Origin of the sequence: Nocardioides panacihumi (assembly GCF_039530925.1) — a bacterium.
GTDB classification, from domain to species: domain Bacteria; phylum Actinomycetota; class Actinomycetes; order Propionibacteriales; family Nocardioidaceae; genus Nocardioides; species Nocardioides panacihumi.
Genome location: NZ_BAAAPB010000001.1, coordinates 1,498,247 through 1,514,370, shown reverse-complemented (window position 1 = coordinate 1,514,370; position 16,124 = coordinate 1,498,247). Strand labels below are relative to the sequence as shown.

General features: G+C 71.4%; 14 protein-coding genes. 4 read left to right on the top strand and 10 right to left on the bottom strand.

Translation table 11 applies throughout. The annotated features are described in order from the left end of the window. Positions 1-142: 142 nt before the first annotated feature. The gene (locus ABD205_RS07025) at positions 143-4,489 is read right to left on the bottom strand and encodes a family 78 glycoside hydrolase catalytic domain (RefSeq protein ID WP_344043804.1); all 4,347 of its coding nucleotides are present in this window, start codon (positions 4,487-4,489) and stop codon (positions 143-145) included. Positions 4,490-4,714: 225 nt separating this feature from the next. Between ABD205_RS07025 and ABD205_RS07020 the strand changes: the two genes are divergently transcribed. The 3 genes from ABD205_RS07020 to ABD205_RS07010 are packed head-to-tail and all read left to right on the top strand — an operon-like array spanning position 4,715 to position 5,906. Beyond that, a complete protein-coding gene (locus ABD205_RS07020; RefSeq protein ID WP_344043802.1) occupies positions 4,715-5,188 on the top strand; it encodes a DUF5994 family protein in 474 nt (157 codons plus the stop codon). A gap of 36 nt (positions 5,189-5,224) precedes the next feature. Next, positions 5,225-5,464: a hypothetical protein gene (locus ABD205_RS07015; protein WP_344043800.1), complete on the top strand. Its 240-nt coding sequence runs from the start codon at positions 5,225-5,227 to the stop codon at positions 5,462-5,464. A gap of 1 nt (position 5,465) precedes the next feature. Beyond that, complete coding sequence (locus tag ABD205_RS07010) at positions 5,466-5,906, top strand: hypothetical protein (protein WP_344043798.1); 441 nt, start codon at positions 5,466-5,468, stop codon at positions 5,904-5,906. Positions 5,907-5,933: 27 nt separating this feature from the next. Here ABD205_RS07010 and ABD205_RS07005 read toward each other — a convergent pair whose 3' ends face one another. Together ABD205_RS07005 and ABD205_RS07000 are read right to left on the bottom strand one after the other, a co-directional pair. After that, entirely contained in the window at positions 5,934-6,656 is a 723-nt protein-coding gene (locus tag ABD205_RS07005) for a GAF and ANTAR domain-containing protein (protein WP_344043796.1), read from the bottom strand. A 44-nt stretch (positions 6,657-6,700) separates the two neighbouring features. Beyond that, the gene (locus ABD205_RS07000) at positions 6,701-7,417 is read right to left on the bottom strand and encodes an ANTAR domain-containing protein (protein ID WP_344043794.1); all 717 of its coding nucleotides are present in this window, start codon (positions 7,415-7,417) and stop codon (positions 6,701-6,703) included. Between the two features lie 197 nt (positions 7,418-7,614). Here ABD205_RS07000 and ABD205_RS06995 point away from each other — a divergent pair, with 197 nt between their 5' ends. Further along, positions 7,615-8,535 (top strand): fatty acid desaturase family protein, encoded by a 921-nt coding sequence (locus ABD205_RS06995; protein ID WP_344043792.1) that lies wholly within the window; start codon positions 7,615-7,617, stop codon positions 8,533-8,535. 8 nt (positions 8,536-8,543) lie between these two features. Here ABD205_RS06995 and ABD205_RS06990 read toward each other — a convergent pair whose 3' ends face one another. From ABD205_RS06990 to ABD205_RS06960, 7 genes are all read right to left on the bottom strand, one after another. After that, positions 8,544-8,996 (bottom strand): DUF309 domain-containing protein, encoded by a 453-nt coding sequence (locus ABD205_RS06990; RefSeq protein WP_344043790.1) that lies wholly within the window; start codon positions 8,994-8,996, stop codon positions 8,544-8,546. Between the two features lie 10 nt (positions 8,997-9,006). After that, positions 9,007-9,396, bottom strand: a complete 390-nt coding sequence (locus tag ABD205_RS06985) for an STAS domain-containing protein (protein ID WP_344043788.1) — start codon at positions 9,394-9,396, stop codon at positions 9,007-9,009. A gap of 126 nt (positions 9,397-9,522) precedes the next feature. Next, complete coding sequence (locus ABD205_RS06980; protein ID WP_344043787.1) at positions 9,523-10,170, bottom strand: hypothetical protein; 648 nt, start codon at positions 10,168-10,170, stop codon at positions 9,523-9,525. A gap of 175 nt (positions 10,171-10,345) precedes the next feature. Beyond that, positions 10,346-11,731, bottom strand: coding sequence for a hypothetical protein (locus tag ABD205_RS06975; protein WP_344043785.1), 1,386 nt, complete (start codon positions 11,729-11,731; stop codon positions 10,346-10,348). Then, positions 11,728-13,176, bottom strand: coding sequence for a CHAT domain-containing protein (locus tag ABD205_RS06970; protein ID WP_344043783.1), 1,449 nt, complete (start codon positions 13,174-13,176; stop codon positions 11,728-11,730). The genes ABD205_RS06975 and ABD205_RS06970 overlap by 4 nt, the downstream gene beginning before the upstream one ends. Further along, entirely contained in the window at positions 13,169-14,647 is a 1,479-nt protein-coding gene (locus tag ABD205_RS06965) for a hypothetical protein (RefSeq protein WP_344043781.1), read from the bottom strand. The genes ABD205_RS06970 and ABD205_RS06965 overlap by 8 nt, the downstream gene beginning before the upstream one ends. Next, on the bottom strand, positions 14,644-16,032 hold the full coding sequence (locus ABD205_RS06960; RefSeq protein WP_344043779.1) for an alpha/beta hydrolase: 1,389 nt from the start codon (positions 16,030-16,032) through the stop codon (positions 14,644-14,646). Before ABD205_RS06960 ends, ABD205_RS06965 begins: the two co-directional genes overlap by 4 nt. Positions 16,033-16,124: the final 92 nt, after the last annotated feature.

Here is a 16,124-nt window from a genome sequence, read left to right as displayed (position 1 = left end):
ACTCGACCCCTGCCAGCTGCCAGGTTGCGCCGACTCGACCCCTCTCAGCTGCCAGCTTGCGCCGACTCGACCCCTATCAGCTGCCAGGTTGCGCCGACTCGGCCCCTGTGAGCTGCCAGGTTGCGCCGACTCGGCGATGCCATCAGCGAAGACGGAACCCGGCGCTCAGCCGCGACCCGTCCTGGGTGGTGACACTGACCTGGTAGCAGCCGCCCGGGTCCTTGGGCGTCTTCCAGTTGGCGACGAACGTGCCGGCCGAGGCGTCGTACCGCACCCCCGTGTCACCCGTGGTCGTGAGCTCGATCTCGTCCGCCGGGGCCGAGGTGTCGCAGCTCGTCCTCGTCGCCGTGAGGGCCTTGATCGCGGACGTGTCGGTCAGCTCGGTCGAGCCGGCGAACACCTCGAACTTCAGCGGGACCGTCGACCCGCCCTTGACCGTGTTGACGACGCCGTTCATGTCGACCGGGCTGGTGAACCCGACCAGCCGCCAGGCCTGCACCTGGTAGTCGCGCGTCGCCACGGTCGTGTTGCCGGCCACGTCGCGCCCGGTCGCGGTCAGCGTGTGCGCGCCAACCTCCGCGGAGTAGCCCGTCACGGCGCAGCCCGCGGGTCCCGAGCCTGCGTCGGTGACCGCACAGGTCGGCGCCGACGGCACGCTCCCGTAGACGTAGGAGTCGCCATCCCGGATGGCGCCGCTCCAGGTCAGGTCCGGCCCGGTCGAGTCCCGCTTCACGGTGAGGCTGCCGACCGCGGACACGTGCCCGACGTTGTCCACGGCGCGGAACCGGTACGTCGTGACGCCCTCCGGGACGGCGACGTCGTCGGAGTACGGCTGCCACTCGCCGGCGTCGCCGGTGCTGAGCTCGATCGCACTGACGCCGGATGCGGAATCGGTCGCGGCCAGGTGCAGGGTCGGCTGCCCGGCGTACCAGCCGTCGTCCCCGTCGGGCGCGGACGGGTCGAGCGCTCCGGTGACCTCGGGCGCGGTGACGTCGCGCCGCACGGTGACCGAGCCGGTGCCCGAGACGTTGCCCTCGTGGTCTGTCGCGCGGAACAGGTAGGTGTGCTCGCCCTCGGCGGCGGCGATCGGGCCGGTGACGGGCGTCCAGTCACCACCCTCGGTCATGTACTCGACCGAGGCGACACCCGACCGGGCGTCGGTGGCGGTGGCCGTGACGGTGACGTCGCCGACGTACCAGCCGCCGGGCCCGCTCGGCTCGGCCGGGTCGACCGAGACCGCGACGACGGGCGCGGTCAGGTCGGGCTCGGTGCCGGGCGGGCAGACCGAGGTGAGCCGGCCGTCCTCGCTGGCGGTCGCCCCGGCGGTCAGGCTGAGCACGTGGCAGCCGGCGGCGACGTGCTCGACCTGCAGATAGCCGCGGTCGTACGTCGCCGGGGTCGCCTTGCCGTCGACGTAGACCGTGTCGTCGGTGCTGGCGCCGCTCGCGTCCGGCACGGAGATCCGCGCCGCGGTGTTGCCGGGCACGTAGACGCCGACGTCGGTGCGACCGTCGATGGTGTCGTAGGCGGCGCCGATCCGACCCTTGAGCGTCGGGACCGTGACGTGCGCCCAGGCGACGTCGGCCGGCTGGGGCCGCACGTCGAAGGTCGCGTAGCCCGGCGTCGTCGGCTGGATGCCGAACATGCCCTGGGGCACGTTGAACGCCGGGGAGGCGGCCCACGGGTGGGAGTACGTGAGGTTGCTCTTCAGCGAGACGTCCCACGCCTCCATGGTCGCGCCGGCGCCGACCTTGATCATGTTCATCCAGCTGCGCAGCCCCGTGCCGGTGAGCATCGCGTGGGCGACGTCCGCCCGGTCGCCGTTGTAGAGCGAGCGCACCAGGAACGCGGCGCAGTAGACGCTGCACACCATCCCCCGCGTGCGCAGGTACTCGCTCGCCTGCGCCGCGCGGTCGGAGTCGGCGATGCCGAAGGCGGCCGCGAACACGCTCGCCTGCACCGCGTAGTGCGCGACCGGCGTCCCGTCCGCGTTGAGCCCGTCGCGGTAGGCGCCCTTGGCGGGGTCGAACATGCGGGCGTTGACGGCGTCGCGCATCCGGGTCGCGATCGCGGTGAAGGAGGCGGCGTCGTCGGGCTTGCCCAGCGCCGTGGCGATGTCGGCCATGTCGACGTAGCTGCGGTAGCCGATCGCGTTGATCACGGTGTTGTAGGGCCGGAAGACGTAGCCGTCCCGCTCGCTCGTGGGCCAGTCGACGATGTCGCAGTCGTTGCAGCTGCTCGCGCCGTTCGACCCGGTGTCCTTGCGGATCAGCCCGGTGCTCGCCTCGAGCCACTGGGCGGGCAGCTTGGCCTTGAGCGCCGCGTAGTTGCGGGCGAGCGCGGCCATGTCGCCGGTCTGCTGGTAGCTGTCGTGGAAGGCCAGGATCATGTACATCGGCCACTCGGTCGGCCAGGTCCGGCCGGTGAGCAGGTACTCCAGCGAGTAGTTGCCCAGCGTCGGGTCGTCGGAGACGAAGAAGTTGGACATCATCTGCAGGTAGGAGTCGGCCTCGTACGCGCCGCGCTCACGCGTCCAGGAGTCGACGTACAGGTTGTGGTTGGTGGCGTCGACCGTGTTGCGCGAGAGCGCCCAGACCTGGTTGAGGTTGCTGTCGGCGGAGTCGAACGACGCGCCGTCCGGGTCGTAGGGGTAGAGCTGGGCCAGGGCCGGGAAGTCCTTCGCCGTCAGCCCCGAAGGCGCTCCGAGGACCTCGGCGTAGCGGAAGACCCGCATGCCCCACGTCTCCAGGTGCTGCGGGCCGGCGCGCAGCGTCCACTTGTCCTGGTAGCTGTTGCCGGTCGCCATGGCGTACTGGACCGTCTGCGGCGCCGACAGCGCCTCGCCGAACCGTACGTCGAGCACCTGACCCGCCGTGCCGACGACGTCGAGGCTCAGGCCGCCGACCCAGGTGCGGCCGTAGTCGATGAAGTAGTTGCCCGGCGACTTCTCCACGACCGACACCGGCGTCTTGAGCTGCTGCTGGACCTTGGCCGTCGGGGTGGCCTCGAGCGAGCTGAAGGCGTCCTTGGTGCTCGCCGGAAGCCAGGAGGAGTCGTCGAACCCGGGCTGGTCGAAGCCGGTCGGGTACGCCGACGACTGGATGTTCTCCTTGGGCGCGACGTAGTAGCTCGTGCCGATGCTGCCGGCGGCCGGGTAGACCGCGGCGCCGTTGTAGGTCTTCCACGACGGGCCGGTGCCGAACGTCTGACGGGTGCCGTCGGCGTACTCGACGACCATGTAGGCCTGGAAGCGCTTGTCCGAGGTCGTGTAGGCGATGGCGCCGAGGGCGTTCGCCTGGCCGCGGTGGAGCAGCGCGGTCACGTCGTAGCCGTCGTAGCGGGTCTCCGTGGCGATGGGCCGGGTCGGGCCGAGCCCGACGAACGTGCCGTTGAGCCACAGCTTGTAGACGAACTGGCGCGCGGGTGTCGTGGAGGCGCCCGTCGCGAAGACGTTGGCCCAGGCGATCGGCTTGTCCTGCAGCGTGACCTCGCCCCGGAGGAAGGCCCAGTCGGTCGCGGCGGCGCCGTAGACGCAGTTGGCGTTCACCGGCACCAGGAGGCGCCCGTTCGACACCGTGGCGCACGGGAAGTCGGTGCTCGGCTGGTTGAAGGAGTTGAGGTAGAGCACCTCGCCGGAGGCGCTGGTGACCTTGAGGTCGTCCCACGAGCTGGTCTCGGTGGAGCCGGTGCGGAAGCCGATCGAGCCCGTCGCGAACGAGGAGTTGGTCGTGGTGTCGACCAGCGTGCCGTCGAGGTAGGTCCGGATCGTCGAGCCGACCGCCTCGATCTTGAAGGCGTAGTCGGTGTTGGTGACCAGGGCCTTGGGCAGCGCGACGGACTTGAGCTGGGTGAACGTGCCGTTGATCCGCGTGTGCGGGGCGAGGGTGTTCACGCCGTTGCCGCGGAACTGCCACATGAGGTAGTTGTTCGCGTCCTTGGCGCGGAACACGATGCTGGCGTTGACAGCGGTGATCCGGAAGACGCCCGTCAGCGTGTAGTCGCTCCAGCTGGAGCTCGCCGCCGCGCCACCGAGCCAGATCGGCTGGGAGTCTCCCCAGGTCGCGCCGGCGGCGGTCCCGAAGCGGCTCGGCGCCGACCACGGGCTGGCGACGTCGGCGCCGTCCCAGGTGCGCACGCGCCAGACGTAGCTCTCGGCGGCGGCGAGCTTCGGGCCGGCGTACGCCACGTTGGTGCTCGCGCTCGACACCACCTTGCCCGAGTCCCACACGTCCGGGGAGCCCAGCGCGTCCGCGGACGACGCGACCTGCACCTGGTAGCCGGTCTGCGTGGCCGTCGGCACCTCCCAGCCGAGCAGCGGCGCGGTCAGGTCATCGACGTCGGAGGGCGCCGGCAGCTGGCCGACGGTGAGGCCGACGGGCCGGTCCTCCGAGCTGACGGGAGCGGCCTGCGCCGCCGGCATCGCTTGCGCGAGGAAGGCGCAGACGACGAGTTGGAGTCCGACGAGGACGGAGAGGAACGAACGGCGCACCGAGGGCCTGCTTTCGTATTGAAACGAATCAACGGCCCCGACCGTAGGGTGTGATCGCCATCACGTCAAGACGTTTGGCTGACTGACGTCACAATGTTGAACCGATTCAGGACGAGGGGGTCGAGACGGCGGTCTCCGTAACTACCCCGCGTGTACTGTGGAAGCAACTGACCTGCCACGCGAGCGCTCTCCGAGCCTCCAAGACAGGACCGAGAGGCGGACGTCATGACGACGTCTTCGACTGTCCTTTCCACCGCGACCCGGAGTCCCGAGCAGTTGCGGCTGCGCCTTCCCGACACCGAGTCGTCCGGCCAGGCCGACGGCGCCTGGTGGCCCCGGTCGCGCGACCTCCAGCTCGAGGCCGCGGACCTGGTCGATCACTACCCGTCGGAGGGTGGCCGGATCAGCCGCCTGCTCTACTCCCGGCCGGACTGGGACGGCCCGCCGGCCGGCACGGAAGGCATCCACAAGATCCGGGCCGCACGCGGCTGGGTGAAGGCGGGCTCCTTCCCCAGCGACGACACCCACCTCATGGTCCTCACCATGTCGAGCGGACGCCGGCTCAAGCTGCTGGTGATCCCCCACGACACGCCCGCCGCCGAAGGTCAGAAGCGCCTGACGGCGGCGGGTCAGGGGGCCGCAGGGGACGGCGGGGCGGTCGACGTCGCTCGATGGGACAACGAGAGCCCCGGAGACTGACGACAGTCCCCCTGGAGGTCCTCAGTGGCATATCTGATGTTGTACGGCGTGGGCTGGGCCCAGCGCTGGCAGGTGGCGGATGACGCTCGAGACGCGATCGAGCGCGAGATCGGCCGCGTCGGCCAGGACGAGACCGGGCACCTGGCCGTGCTCGACCCGGGCAGCGGCGAGGCGACGACCCTGGTCGTGGCGTGGAAGCACGTGGCCGCTGCGATCGTGCTCGGCTCCGAGGACGCCGGCACGCACGACATCAGCGCCACCGGCCCTTACCGCTGACATGATCCCGACGACGCCCGACCGCGATCTCGAAGCGTTGCTGCACACGGTGCTGCCCTGCGCCGGTCACGTGCTCGGGCGGGCGGAGGGGTTCCCGCCGTTCGCGACGACACTGTCGATCGACGGTGTCGTGGTGCTCCTCGCCGCGACAGGCGCGTCGAACGGCTCGTCCCCGGGGGTCGACCCGCTCGACGTCCTGTACGACGAAGCGCGTGGGGACAAGGAGGCGCTGCGAGCCGTCGCGATCGCGGCGGTCATCCACACGCGCAGCGGGGACTACGTACGCGTCGAGGTGGAGCGCTCCGACGCCGAGCCGTTGATCGTGCTCGTGCCCTACCGACGTGCGTGGTTGTCGAAGCGGGTCACCTTCGGGACCCACGTGCACTTCAACGGCACGTCGCGGATCTGGCTGGGCGGGGCGAAGCCCACGACCGCGGCCTGAGGCACCGGGGTCGCGGGCCCGACGCGCTCACGGCCGCCGGAAGTCGTCCACGGTCAGGACGCGATCGATCACGCTCTGGGCGACGATCTTGAGGGAGCGGTTGTGGCGCCTGCTGTAGTCGCGCATCAGCTGGAAGCCCTGGTCGACCGGGACGCCCGCGCTCGCGAGCAGCACGCCCTTGGCCTGCTCGACCATGATGCGACTGGTGAGGGCGGTCTGGAGCTGCTCGGCGATCAGCCCGGACTGGCGGACCGCGCGCTCCTGGAGGAGGCCGATCGTGGCGATGTCGGCCAGGGCCTGCCCGAGGGCGATGTCGGCGTCGCTGAGGCGGACGTCGTCGCGGCAGAACAGGTTCATCGCCCCGACCACCGAGTCGCGCAGGCGCAGCGGGAGCGCGTGCGCTGACCGATAGCCGACCTCGGCCGCCGCCACGCTGAAGCGCGGCCACCGCTCACGGGCCTCGTCGATACCGACGTTCACGACGGGGCGGCCGCCCTTGAAGCAGTCCAGGCACGGCCCCTCGTCGTTCTGCAGCTCGAAGAGCTCCAGCAGCTGGGCGGCGTCGCTGGTCGAGGCGACGACGTGCAGGTTGCCGCGCAGGTCGTTGAGGATCACGCCGGCCGCGTCCGCGTTCAGGAGCTCGACGCTCCGCTCGGTCAGCGTGGCGAGGAAGTCCAGTGCGTCGAACTCGTCGACGAGGGTGTCGGCGAGCTCCACGAACACCTGGGACAACCGTTGTTCAGTGGTCATGACGGTGGCCTCTTTGCGGTCTGCCACGGGTCGCGGCGGGGGTCTCAACCATCTTCGCCTTCTTGCAGTGGAATGCGTAGTCGTCCGGACAGCACGTCACGGGCGACATCGAGAAGTGGGCGATCGGCCGCGAAGGCGTGGGCACGCAGCAGGAGCAGCGCCTCGGTGATGCCGACCGACGCCTGCACCGACACGAAGCCGGTCGCCTGGTGCACCTCGGCCCGGAGCCGCAGCATGTCGCCCAGGTCGGAGTGGAGGGAGGAGCCGGGCGCCACCTCGGCGTGGAGACGCAGGAGCACCTCGGTCGCGGCGTCGGCGTACGCCAGGGCCGTGGCCGTCCCCTCGACGCCCAGGCTGCCCGGGGCCGACCGGTAGAGGCAGAGGCTGCCGAGCCGGACCGCGCCGACCTGGAGTGGCAGCGCGAAGACGGCGCTCACACCGGCTGCCACGGCCACGGGGCCGAACACCGGCCACGTCGCCGACCCACGGGCACCCAGGTCGGAGCGCAGGATCGGCGCGTTGTCGCGGGAGGCGTCCAGGCCCGGTCCCTCGCCGAGCTCGAACTGGAGCTCCTCCAGGCGGGCCGTCAGCGCGTCGGAGGCACCGACCACGCCCTGGTGGCCGGTGTCGTTCATGAGGGCGATCCCTGCCCCGACGAGGCCGAGGTGCGTGGCGCAGTCGTCGCACAGCAGCTCGGGCAGCGAGCGCGCCGACCCTGCGACGGCGTCGACCGCCGCGAGGATCTGCGCCGTGGTCCGCACTGTCACTCCTCAGGATGCGAGGTAGTCTCGAAGGAGAGCCACCTCAGACCCCGGCGGCGCCGTCAAGCGATCAGCCGGGAGTGCTCATGTCGACCACCGATCCGGTGCATCCGCCCCTCTCGAGCGGATACAGCGAGCTCGTTCGGGAGATCCGAGGCCAGGGACTCCTCCACCCTAGACCCCGCTACTACCTGGCCGTGGGCGCGATCGACCTCGCCGCCCTCATCGCGGTCGTGGCCGGGCTGGTGCTGCTGCGCGACTCGTGGTGGACGCTGGCGCTCGCCCCGGTGCTGGCGGTCGTGTCCACGCAGATCGCCTTCCTCTCGCACGACACCGCCCACAGCCAGGTGTGCCGCGGCCGGACCAGGACGGTGCTCTGCCTGGTCCAGGGCAACCTGCTCAGCGGCCTGAGCTACGGGTGGTGGGTGGACAAGCACAACGCCCACCACGCCCACCCGAACGACCTGGAGTCCGATCCCGACGTCGCCGTCGGAGCGCTGGTCTTCGACGCCGGACAGGCCGGAGCCCGTACGGGGTTGGCCGCCTGGATGACGCGGCACCAGGCGGGCCTGTTCTTCCCGATGCTCACCTTCGAGGCCTGGAACCTGCACGTCTCGAGCGTCCGCGCGGTCCTTCGCCCCGGGCTGCGCCACCGGCGCACCGAGGCGCTCCTGCTGCTGGGATATGCGGTCCTCTACGTCGCGCTGCTGGGCACGACCATGACCTGGCCTCAGGCGCTGGTGTTCCTCGTGATCCACCAGGGCCTGGTCGGCGTCTACCTCGGCTGCTCGTTCGCTCCGTCGCACAAGGGGATGCCGACGCTCACGCCCGCCGAGGACGCGGACCCGCTGCTGCGCCAGGTGCTGTCGTCGCGCAACATCCTCGGCGGGCGGTTCGTCGACGTCGCACTCGGCGGCCTCAACCTGCAGATCGAGCACCACCTCTTCCCGAGCATGCCCCGACCCAACCTCCGGCGCGCGCAGCCCATCGTCGAGCGGCACTGCCGGGCGCACGGCATCCCGTACGCGGAGTCGACCCTGCTCGGGTCGTACGGCCTGGCGCTGCGCCACCTGCACCGGGTCGGCGCGCCGCTGCGCGCGCACGTCGAGGATCGCTGAGGCAGGAGTCAGGCGTTCGGGCTGTCCCCCAGCGCCGCTGCGCGGTCCCGCACGCAGGCCACGACCGCCCGCAGGTCCAGGCCGTACGCCGGCTCGCTGTCGACCCCGTACTCCTCGACTCGGGACGCGCCCCGCTCGAGCAGCCTGGCGGCGCCGACGCGGTTGCCGCGCGCGGCGTGGGTCAGCCCGACGCAGATCTGCGCGAGCCCTTGCCACAGGCTGCGCTCCTCATCGGGGCCTGCCTTCCAGCGCGCCTCCAGCACCTCGTTCGCGGCGAACGGCCGACCGTCCCGCACCAGCTCGCGGGCCCTGTCCAGCGTCTCGGCGGGCGGCAGCGCCTCCTCCGGGACGGGCTCGACGCCGGTGGCGCCGTACGGCAACGGACGACCCAGGGCATCGCGCGGGCGTGCCTGGCGCGGACGGCCGGCGTCGTCCCGGTCACGAGCCTCGCTGCTGGTCACGCCCGCAACCCTAGGCGAGCGCCTCGTCGAGAGACCCGTAGACCTCGAGCGGAAGGTTCAGGGCGGTGAACTCGAGCAGTCGCCGTGCCTGCGGGGAGGGCCGCGCGACCCGGACGGTGCAGTGCCCGTGGGCCTGGTGGTTGACGATCTGAGCGAGGAAGTCCAGGAAGCTCGCGTCGACGAACGTCACCCGGCCCAGGTCGAACACGACCCGCGCGGCGTGCCGCTTGAGGGAACGGCGCAGGAGGGGAACGGTCGTGATGTCGAGCTCGCCTTCAGGCTCGATGACGAGCCAGCTCCCCTGCTTGTGGCGCCGGACGATCCCCGGGGTGTCGTCGGGCCGGTCCTCGGCGCGCGCCAGCTCATCACCCGGAACCGAGATCGAGTCGCCGAGGCTCATCCTTCACCGCCTCACTCGCACGTACGACGGGGTGGCGGGGTCCTGGCCAGCTGACATTCCACTGTGGCACCGCGGGTGTCGGTTGTACAGGCCATCGAGCCTGTGGCTGGCCGTGCCTCTGCATCTCTACTTCTTCCCGCCCGTCTCCGACGGCGTGGACTTCGCATCACTGCTCTTGCTGATGGTGGAGATCGTGTCGTGGAGCTGCTTCGAGCCGGCACCGACGATCAGGCCGGTCACGGCCATCATCACCAGCCTCGCCACGAGTCCGGGACTCGTGTCGTTCCCGGGCGTGAAGTCGACGCCGACCGAGGAGAGGAAGTCCGCACCCAGGTAGCCGCACAGCAGCATCCCGAGGGCACCGGTCGCGCCGAACGTGATCAGGGTCCTGTCGGTGCGGGCCTGGTCGACGTCCGCCTGCGTTGCCGCGGCATTCGCAGCGTGCTCTCCAGCGTCGGAGGCCGAGGTCTCGACGGCCATGACCGCGTCGACGACGGCCGCGTCACGCGCCTGAACGCGTTCGCCCTTGGGCTTCCCGCTCGCCTTCGCGACCGCCTTCTCGGACAGCGGCATCGTCATCTCGACGAACCGCTCGGCGGCCTGGGCGACGACGTAGAAGAGGGCGAAGGCGCCGATCCCCTGCGCGGCGACGTACGACGGTCCTCCGTCGTCACCGAGCAGGATCGCGGCGATCAGCAGTGCGGGCACGAAGTAGGCGAGTGCGAGGGTTGCAGCGTTCGAGGATGGGCGCGGGGCGCTGGAACCGCTCGCCACGGCGACCGTCGTGGATCCTCCGGCCGCCTGACCGCCTGCCCCGGCAGGAGGTCCGGTGCCGCCCGCCGTCTGAAGCGAGTCGAGACCGCCGGGCGGGCGCGTGAGGACGGGCCCCGTGCTCCGAGTCGCTCTGAAGATCGCCATCGCCGTACCTCCCGAGATTGCGTTGGTGTTGTCAGGGCACCGCGACCGTCGGGTCGCCCAGGATCACGAGGCTCTGCCGGTCCAGAGCCGTGAGGCGCTCGGTGAGGGCCTTCGGCAGCTCGGCGTCGTCGCCCCCGTTGATCCGGTCCCGGTCGGTCGCCCAGTCCGACCACAACCCCCCGACCGGCTCGTAGTGCCGGCTCAGGGCGTAGCCGATCGGCTCGCTCTGCGGCTGGTAGAGCCCGTTGTAGAGCGTCTTCACGAGGCTCGAGGTGAGCAGCTGGCCGTTCACGGGATCGCGCAGCGTCCAGTTGAACGTCGGCTCCACGTGCCCGACGAAGGCACGCAGCGGGCTGACGCAGCCGAGCAGCTGCCGGGGCAGCGGAGCCGTACGCGCTCCGGCCTTCGCCGCGACGCCCTGCAGCACGCGGTCCACCTCCGAGCCGGGTGCCGCGACCCTGTCGTAGACGGTCGTCGCGTCGGCGCCGGCCGAGCAGCAGGCGTGGGCGTACCAGATCGCGCCCTGGGGCTCCCATCGATCGATCATCTCGGCGCCGAGCACGTCGCCCGACTGGTCCACCGGCCGCCCGAGTGCCGCCCGCACCTGCTCCGGCGGTGAGTCGACGGGCGTGGCGCCGTGACTGGTCGTCACGATCACGCCCGGCTGTCGCCCCAGCGCGGCCAGCAGCTTGTCGAGCGTGGCGTCGTCCTGCGCCAGGTGGATGGCGTTGGTGACGTCGACGTCCTCGCGATACTTGGCGGCGAGCTTCTCGGCGAGGCCGTGCCGCATCAGCCAGGTGATGTCGGCCTCGCCCCAGTCCACCGACCAGGTGATGGCGGTCCGCCGGGACGCCGTGGACCCGGGCCACCCGTCGATGAGCGCGGACACGTAGTGGCGCAGGCCGACGTCGTCGAGGTCGAGACGGCCCACGAAGTGGGTCGCGTTCAGCACGTACTGGATCCGCCACGGGATCTGCTCGGGCGAGGCGACGATCAGCAGGTAGTGCGGCAGCTGACGGGCATCGGGTCCGAGCTCGCCGCCGGCGGTCTTGACCTTGCGCGCCTCCTGGCCCCGCTCGCACAGCATGAAGTACGCCGACCCCAGCTCCGGTCGGTAGCGCAGCACCGGCGCCCCGTCCCGATGGTCGAGGAGGTCGCGTACGGCGGCCGGCGCGTCCGTCGCCTCGGCACGCTGCCGGTCGTCGAGATCGTCGTCGTCGGGAAGGACGACGCCCCAGCCCGCCTGCCTCCAGTCCTTGAGGTCGGGCTCCTCCTTCGCGTACAGGACCTCGTGCGGAGGCAGCGTGCCGCGCTCGCGGATCGTCCAGTCGTCGAGGTGGGGCGACGGAGCCCCGCGTGCCGCCCGGAGGGTGCCGGGCAGCCACGCGTTGATCTGGAGCTCCGGTGCGCCGTTCACACGCCGTCGCCGTCGCCTTCGCCGCCGCCTTCGCCGTCGCCTTCGCCGTCGCCTTCGCCGGGCTCGTCGCCGGTCCCCCGCCGCAGGTCGGGGCCGAGGAGCTGCCGGATCGCCTCGGCGAGCTCGCGGTTCGCCTGCATCGCCTCGCGCAGCACCTGGTCGGTGACCGTGTCGGTGATCGCCTTCGCGTCGGCATTGCTGACCTCGGTCCTCCCGAGGTCGTCCGAGTCGTCGGGCCGGGCCGCCGCGACGATCACCGAGAGCGGCTCCTGCGCGACGTACAGCACCGGCAGAGCCCACGTCAGCAGGTCGCGGTGCTTGTCGTGCAGCGCGGCGCGCAGGGTGCTCCCCAGCGTCGCCAGCTCGATCGGCACCGTGTCCTCCGGCCGTGCGCCGTTGAGCCGGTCGCGCAGCTCCCGGAAGAACGCCGCGTACACCGACTGGCACAGGACGTGCGCGCTCTCGGGAGCGATCGCGGTACGCCAGCCCAGGGCCGCTCCGGCGCCGGCGTCGACCGTCTCCTTCGCCAGTGACTGGATGGGCCCCGAGGATGCGGCCCCCACGCAGCAGTTGAGCGTCACCAGCCACGGCTTGCGACCGTTGACGAGCCGGCCCAGCCGCGCGAGGTCCACCGTCACGGACGCGGTCGCCAGGTTCGGGTCGTCCTCGGCCCGGTCGCTGCGCGTCGCGAGGGACAGCGTCCCCCCGCCGTACTCGAGGCGACCGTGGCAGAAGAAGTGCACGATGTGGGGCTCGCCCGCGAGGTGCTCCTCGACCGTCTCCTGGCTGTCCAGGCTCACGACCTTGAGCCAGCTCTCTCCCTCGGCCTCGCGCGCGGCGCGGTAGTCGTTGAGCTCCTTGACCAGCTGCGGCTCGGCGGCGATCACCGTCAGGTGGATCGGCAGCTTGTCGCCCTCGCCACGGCCCGGGCGGGGCCGCCGGGCCGCCTCGACCGCCCGCCGGATGCCCTCCCAGTCGCCGCGGGCGGAGACACCGAGCGCTGACATGACCGCCAGCATGCGCACCGGCGCGTGGTAGACCCGAGCGGTCGTCCCACTGTCGACCAGGCGCGCGATCGGCCACTGCGGCTGGAGCGCGAGGAACTCCTTCCCCCGGACCCAGAGCACCTCCCACATCCAGGCGTCGATGAGGCTGGGCTCGCCCTCGATCTTGAAGCAGAGCGGGCGTACGTCGTCCACGGGGGCGCGCAGGGCGTCGCGCATGGCGGCCTTGAGTTTGCGATCGGCGCACAGCTTCGCGTGCAGGGCGGCCCCGTAGGCCTGTGCCGTCGCCTCGGTCGCCTGCTCCGGGTCGAGCTCGAGGTCGAACGGCGAGAGGAGCATGCTGCTCCCGGACCGGCCGGACGGTGCCCGGTTGAGCCGCACGCGCAGCTTCCCGCCCTCAGCGTCCTCGATCACGATGGTCGTCCGCTGGTTGTCAGCCATCCTGACCTCCGCTGTGTCGGGTCCGCTCCTCGAGCACGTCCTGGATCACCGTGAGTGCTCGCTTCACGCCGCGGGCGATCGCCGCGGCCTCGGGGCTCAGGCCGTCCGGTCCGCTGTCGCGCTCGAACTGCGCCAGCTCGACCTGCCGCTGCTCCACGAAGCGCTGCGCCGCCGCGAGCCACATGGGGGTCTCACCGCCGGCGATGAGCTCGGCGACGGCGCCGCGCGGCTGCTCGTCCTGCGGCGTCTCGATCACGGAGCTCACGGCGACCGCCTCCGGCACCGCCGCCGCGACCCGGGGAGGCTCGCAGCAGACCAGACCGGACCGCAGGCGCGGCGGCGCACCGGGGTCCTTCGTGAACAGGAAGCGGTATCCGGCCTCCACCTCCAGGAAGTCGGGGTCCCGGGCCGCGTCGGTCATCAGGATCGGCCCGGGACGGAGCTCGGCGAGCCGACTCGCGACGTGCCGCAGCTGGGGCGCCACGTCGTTGTACGCCGGCGCCGTCATGCAGACCGCCCAGGCGCCGATCTCGTCCAGGGTGGCCATCAGGGTGCGCAGGGACACGTAGCGCGAGGCCACGTTGGTGCTGGTCTTCAGCGGATCCGCGACGACGAGTCGGGTCGCCGCATCGTTGACGCTGGCGTCGCAGACGAGGTGCACCACGTCCGCCTGCTCACCGTGCAGTGCGGCCTCCAGCGTGCGCAACCACGGTGTCTGGGCCAGGCTGCCCCGCTCGGCAGATCGCTGCACCTCCTCCCGGAGGATGTAGGCGTCGTGCAGGCGGACCGGCCAGGTCTCGGGGTCCCGCTTGCGCCAGCGCGCCTTGAGGTCGGTGTGCAGCCAGGGCGTGGCGACGACGTTGACGGTCGTGCGAGCGTGAGGCAGCCCTCGCAGGATGGCCCCCAGCAGACGGTCGACGTCGCCGGCCGTGAAGGCCCGGCTCGTCGGGCGTGACGCCTTCACCCGCTTGTGCGGCTCGCTGCTCGGGGTGAGACCGAGCCGTGAGGTCGTCGCGACCCGCGCCCCGTGCAGGCTGGTGCGCAGGTCGCTGGACCGCTCGGGGTTGGGCACCGCGATGAGGAGCACCACCTGGAGGCTGTCGCTGCGCCGGCGGGTGAGCGTGAGCACGGGGAGCCGCACGACGCCGATGCCGAACCGGTCGACGAGCAGCCTCTCCCACGGCACCAGCCCGAGGTAGCCGAAGGGCGCGACGAGCTGCAGCCAGAGCGAGTCCGGTCGATCATCGGTCTCGATCACGGAGGCCAGCAGCCGGTCCAGCTCTCGCGGGATCCGGAACGCGGTGTCGTCGATCGGCTGGCCGGTCAGGCTCACCGGGATGCCGAACTCCGCCGGGTCCAGCGTGATCCGACGGTCGTCGGACGGGTCGCTGTCGCTGGGCAGGGACGCCTCGACGACCGTGATGGGGCCGGGAGCGGCGACCAGGGTCAGGCGCAGGATCGGCGTACTCATGGCAGTGTCCGGCGGGGTGCGGCCACCAGGTTGTCCAAGGCCCAGTGGGTGGAGTCGTTGTCGATGGACCCGTGGCCGTCGATCGTCGAGGTCGCATCGATGCCGTAGACGCCCGGAGCGTCCTTGCCGAGGTCGTAGGTGTTGGTCGCGGACGACGGCAGCAGGACGTCGATGAGCTGCGCGCCGTCACCGAGCCCGTGCGGGCCGACCCCGCCGAGCGCCGCGAAGCGACTCGGCGCGCCGGCGGCGATACGGGCCTCGTCGCGATCGACCTTGCGGCGCGCGGCGTACGGGAAGAAGCGACCCAAGGGGATGTCGTGGTCGCTGAAGGTGCTGAGGATCGGCAGGTCGACACGGTTGACCGGTGCGTCCGCGTATCCGCCCCTGCCCTCGCCGTCGTCGGCGAAGCAGCGGTGGGAGACGGCCGGCTGCAGCAGCAACAGGGAGTCCACCGGCCGCGGCAGCTCGGCGGGGTAGCAGATCGCGGAGAGGCACACCTTGGCGCCGTACGAGTGTCCGACCATGTGCACGCGCGGTTTCGTGGCGTCGCTCGCCGCGAGCAGGTCGACGAGGAACGAGCCCAGTCCACGCGCACCGACCCGGCCCGCTCGATCCTTCATCGTCTGGACCGTGGCGAGTCTGACGATCTGGCGGGGGTCGAGCCTCCCCAGACCGGCGCCGGTGAGGGAGTCCGACGGGCCGCTCCGGCCGAAGTCGTCGAGGCGCGCGGCCACCGACTCGACGTCGGCGCCGGCTCCTGCCACTGATCCGTCCACGGGCGGCATGGACTCCCACAGGTCGACCATCGAGATGTCGTCGTCCTCGGCGGAGGCCGGCGTCTCGTCGTCCGGGCGGTCGAGGACCGGCGCGAGGATATGCGCCAGCTCCTCGCCCTCCGACCTGGAGAGCGCGTCCTTCTCCACGAGTGCGTAGAGGCGCTCGATCTTGTCGCCGTCGATCTCGTCGGCCAGCGCACTCAGCTCGGCCCCGAACTCCTCGACGTCGGCCGCCTTGACGGCGTCGGTGGGCTGGCCCGCGGCGATCTCGATGCCGCGCTCCGACCCGAAGACGAGGGCCGTGCTGGGCCAGAAGACGCCGACGAGCAACGGCCGGATCGGTCGATCGGCCGGCATCCCGCCGTCGCGCCGAAGGGCCAGGTATCCGTCGATGAAGCTCCGGTAGCGACGTGTCGCGACGTTCCAGTCGTTGTTCCAGCCGTGCGAGAAGACGAACACATCCGTGATCGCGGGATCGGCGGCTCGGTCCACCAGGTGGGCGCGGGTCTGTGGCCCCATGCACCGCCCCTGCTTGTCGAACGGCAGCATGAACCAGTCGAAGCCGCCACCGGCGCTGCGGAATCTTTGGAATGGCTCGACGTCGGGCATCGGCAACACCCCCCGCGGGTTCACCCGAGTGTTTCCCTACCTCCTCTATAGGCCTGTCTCCCCCAGATGGGAACCGTCACAACGGGCTATTG